The organism is Lamprobacter sp. (assembly GCF_034860625.1).
GTDB lineage: Bacteria > Pseudomonadota > Gammaproteobacteria > Chromatiales > Chromatiaceae > Lamprobacter.
In genome coordinates this window covers 1-3,734 of record NZ_JAYESN010000273.1, presented here as the reverse complement: position 1 = coordinate 3,734, position 3,734 = coordinate 1, and the positions used below count along the sequence as shown (strand labels likewise).

7 protein-coding genes are annotated in these 3,734 nt (G+C 54.8%); 3 read left to right on the top strand and 4 right to left on the bottom strand.

Annotated features, from left to right (window positions below; all coding sequences use genetic code 11):
- Positions 1–353: 353 nt before the first annotated feature.
- On the top strand, positions 354–1,274 hold the full coding sequence (locus VBE63_RS25920; protein WP_323685889.1) for an endonuclease: 921 nt from the start codon (positions 354–356) through the stop codon (positions 1,272–1,274).
- A gap of 90 nt (positions 1,275–1,364) precedes the next feature.
- On the opposite strand, the gene VBE63_RS25915 is transcribed toward VBE63_RS25920, so the two are convergent.
- Genes VBE63_RS25915 through VBE63_RS25900 form a run of 4 tightly spaced genes read right to left on the bottom strand, consistent with a single transcriptional unit; the run spans position 1,365 to position 2,462 of the window.
- Complete coding sequence (locus VBE63_RS25915) at positions 1,365–1,601, bottom strand: hypothetical protein (protein ID WP_323685888.1); 237 nt, start codon at positions 1,599–1,601, stop codon at positions 1,365–1,367.
- Positions 1,602–1,605: 4 nt separating this feature from the next.
- Positions 1,606–1,842 (bottom strand): hypothetical protein, encoded by a 237-nt coding sequence (locus tag VBE63_RS25910; RefSeq protein WP_323685887.1) that lies wholly within the window; start codon positions 1,840–1,842, stop codon positions 1,606–1,608.
- Between the two features lie 37 nt (positions 1,843–1,879).
- On the bottom strand, positions 1,880–2,038 hold the full coding sequence (locus VBE63_RS25905) for a hypothetical protein (protein ID WP_323685886.1): 159 nt from the start codon (positions 2,036–2,038) through the stop codon (positions 1,880–1,882).
- A gap of 34 nt (positions 2,039–2,072) precedes the next feature.
- Entirely contained in the window at positions 2,073–2,462 is a 390-nt protein-coding gene (locus VBE63_RS25900; protein ID WP_323685885.1) for a PIN domain protein, read from the bottom strand.
- A 236-nt stretch (positions 2,463–2,698) separates the two neighbouring features.
- On the opposite strand from VBE63_RS25900, the gene VBE63_RS25895 reads away from it, so the two are divergent.
- Entirely contained in the window at positions 2,699–3,421 is a 723-nt protein-coding gene (locus VBE63_RS25895; RefSeq protein WP_323685884.1) for a site-specific DNA-methyltransferase, read from the top strand.
- Between the two features lie 117 nt (positions 3,422–3,538).
- Positions 3,539–3,734, top strand: a 196-nt coding sequence (locus tag VBE63_RS25890) for a crAss001_48 related protein (protein ID WP_323685883.1), incomplete at its 3' end; no start/stop codon positions are given.

Sequence of the window (3,734 nt, the reverse complement as noted above, 5' to 3'; positions counted from 1 at the left end):
CAGCAGGCGCCAGGCGCACTGGCAGGAAGCGCTCGTCGGCGTGAAGGCGAAGTGCTGCGGGTGGTTGTTGGTGAAGTAGTAGGCTGGCTCCGTTGCGGATCGATACCTGTGGCCCTAAGGCCTCGGTTAGTGCTACGGGTGGCGATCTGATGATGGGCTGTTCTGACCATCGTTCGATGTTCCTGCAGTCATCCTTTTGTCCTGGGCCGGAACGGCGCTAAGTCTGCGTCCGAGTATAACGCCAGATATGACTGTCGGTCATCGTTCGCCGCCTCGTTCGCCAGAAATGGCGAGGCAGGAGCCGAGCATGGCAGCGCGCCGGGGCGCCTGTCTCGCGCGAGGTGCGCGTGTTGATGTTGGACGTCGGCGGTGTGGTGCTCGAGCACGGGGGCGCCTGGCTGAGCGATGCCGGCTCGGCGCTGGTCGATGAGGGCGGCGCGGTGCTGACCGATGCCCTGCAGGGGGCTGGTGAAGTGAACCTGAGCGCCCTCCTCCCGCGCCTCGGTGATCTGTTGCCGGACGCGAGGACGCTATTGGGTGATCTGCTCGGTGGCCTGGTCGAGGATTGGTGGCCGCAGCCGACGCTGCCGGTGGGTGGTGGCGACTTGCCGCGGGTGGCCGGCAGCTTTTCGGCGGCGAAGGATCTGTTGTACGAGCAGGTGTATCGCGGTCAGCGGGTGACGGCCTACTGTGGCTGCACCTATAACGGCCGGCGCGAGGTGGATCTCGGGAGCTGCGGGCTCGAGGGGTTTGCGGACACTGCGCGAGCGCGGCGGGTGGAGGCTGAGCATGTGTTTCCAGCGGCGCAGTTTGGCAACTTCAGGCGGTGTTGGCGTGATCCTGGCCGGTACAGTGCCTGTCGGCAGAAGGATGGGGATCTGGTCTCGGGGCGCGAGTGTTGCATGCGAGTGGATGAGACCTTTGTTGCGGCGCACAACGATTTGCAGAACTTGATCCCGGCGGTGGGGATGATCAATGGGGATCGGCGGGATTACAGTTGGGGGATGGCGCCGGGTGGCAAGCGCTATGGGAGCTGCGGGATTCGGATTGATTCAGGCGGGCGACGGGTGCAGCCGCCGGATGCGCTGCGCGGGGATATCGCGCGGATCATGCTGTATATGCGCGATATCGATGGGTTTCGGTTGTCGCGGCAGGATGCGCGGTTGTACGAGGCTTGGGATGAGCTTGATCCGGTGGATGCTTGGGAGCGGAAGCGGCAGGCGCGGATTGCGCGGTTGCAGGGGGTGGAGAATGGGTATGTTTTGGGTGAGTAGTTAACGCCATGCTCAGCCGAGCCGGTTGAGCGAGAGCGAAACCGGCTTCGGCTGGAGCACCGTGTTAGGCCGACAATTGATTTACTGTGGTCACGCCGCGCGGAAAAGCGCTTGTTCCAAAGCCATGGGAATACTCAAAGGGTAAAAGCGATCCTTGGCGTATGCATAATCCTCGCCGCTTTCGTCGATGACCCGAAAATATCCATGAGATGCCGCGCTTTCGTCGGTCAAAATTTCATAGATTTTTCCGATTTCCAGTGACGCTGGATATCCGTCGTTGTTGATGCAGACCGCAAAAGTTGAACTTTCTGTGTGGGGGGTATTCATAATGCTAGTCAAAAAGCGGTAATTTGAGTTTGAATTCTTTCTTGCCGATGCCGTGAGCCTCGTACCAATGGATCTCAGCTGTATGAACAGTGCCGTCTAACAAACGGACGGCTGCAAAACCTTTCAATTTTCTCCATTTGCCGCGCCCGTATTGTCTGTTCAACCTCGTCAAATCTCGAATTCCCGTTCCGGTCGCAATTGGCTGAATTTCCCTTATGCTACCGACGATTTCGAAATCCATAGTAGAGTCAACAAGTGTTCTTTATTATTGCCTAACGTTAGCCATCACCCGACGCAGAAGGAGCGCTAGCGACTGTAGCGGTCGGGTGGATGGCCTTGTTGGGCATCTTTTCAAGCAAGACTTCTAAGCTGCCGCTATGCGCCTTGAGATATTCTTTTTCTTGTACCCATGACATACCTTGGGTTTCTTGTGACATCCTGTCTCTGATATTTCTCATTAACTCAACGGACTTAATCTTCATAATCTATCACCTCTATTGGCGTGCGAATCTCTAATATCGGATATCCGAGCCTTAAATTCACAGAATTATAGCCATGTATTCTTTCGAGGTTCACGATATGCTTGAAATTCCAACTTACAAGAACATCTACACGACTGATTGTAGCCGTTGCAATGTGCTGCGCATCCACTCGGCTTTTCTTAGACACAACGCCTTCTTGCAAATATGTATCTGCTAGATCGTTGGCTTCTTCAGTAAATTCTATAAATTCGATATGATCTATTGGCACAGAAAGCAAGATATCACGAACAGCTTGGGGTGCCGATTCCAGTTCGGCAATTGTAAGATTTGAAATAACGAGTATTGTTGAGCCTGACTTGAAAGTATCGAATAACGACAAAGACCCCTCCTCGAACTCAACATCGAGGCATCCACCAATTACTGATGTGTCTGTATATATTCTACGTTTCATTGTTGCGATTAATTTTCGAACCTACCTTTTGCCCAACGACCAAGCTCACCGGCGCGCGGGGAAGCCAAGATGAAGCCAGCAGACACCCAACATAACTTGCAGCAACGCCGGAGTCCCGCGCGTCCGGTGCAGCACCTCGTTAGGCTTTTTTGATTTGGTGACACATGACTGAAAAAGTGGTGATTGGAAATGCGGAGCTTTACCAGGGCGATTGCCTTGAGGTTATGGCAGACATCAAGCCCATGAGCGTTGACGCGGTGATAACCGACCCGCCTTACATGATTGGCGCAATCTCGATTGGAGACAAACACACAAAAGCCGGAGGATGGGCGGATATGGAAAACAGTGCTTGGTGGTATGCGGAATGGTTGAAGCTGGCCCGCCGTGCTCTTAAGCAAGAGGGGTTCGCCTGTGTGTTTGGAAACTGGCGAAGCCTGCCGACCCTGCTTTATGCGTTCAGCAAGATAAAATGGTCCGTTGACTCGCTGATGATTTGGGATAAGGAATGGATAGGGCCGGCTGGCCCGCGACAACTGCGGCCAACCTATGAGGTTGTGCTGTTCGCTGGAATGCCGAATGCCAAGATTGACGACAGAAGCGCGAGCGACGTTTACCGCTGCCGATGGATGGCTGGCCACAACAAAACCACTGCGCACGCCGCAGAAAAGCCGGTTGACCTGATGCGCCACTTGATCAGGCTGACCACAAAGCCCGGCCAGGTTGTATTGGACTGTTTTATGGGCAGCGGGACAACTGGCGAAGCTGCGCACATCGAAGGTCGGCGATTTATCGGGATTGAGCGGGAGCATGAGTATTTCCATGGGATCGCGGTTCCACGCGTGCAGGGTTCACAGGCACAGCAAACGCTCGATCTTCTTTCCGCCTAACGACCAAGCTCAGCCGCCCCGCGCGCGGCACAATGCTTGAGATAACCAAATTAGGCCGACGCGCGGGGTCGGCTGGAGTGACTTGTTAGGCTTTTTGTCCACAACTGGAGAATATGAATGAAAGACTATCAACAGCGCGTCATTGCAGAGAAAGAAGACCTGGACGGCAAGATTGAGCGCCTCGCTACATTCATGACCGGCGAGACATTCGAGGCATTGCCTGGTGCCGAGCGGTCTGACATGCAATTGCAGATCGGCGCTATGCAGGAATATAGCGACATTTTGGCAAACAGAATTGGTCGGTTTGATTCAG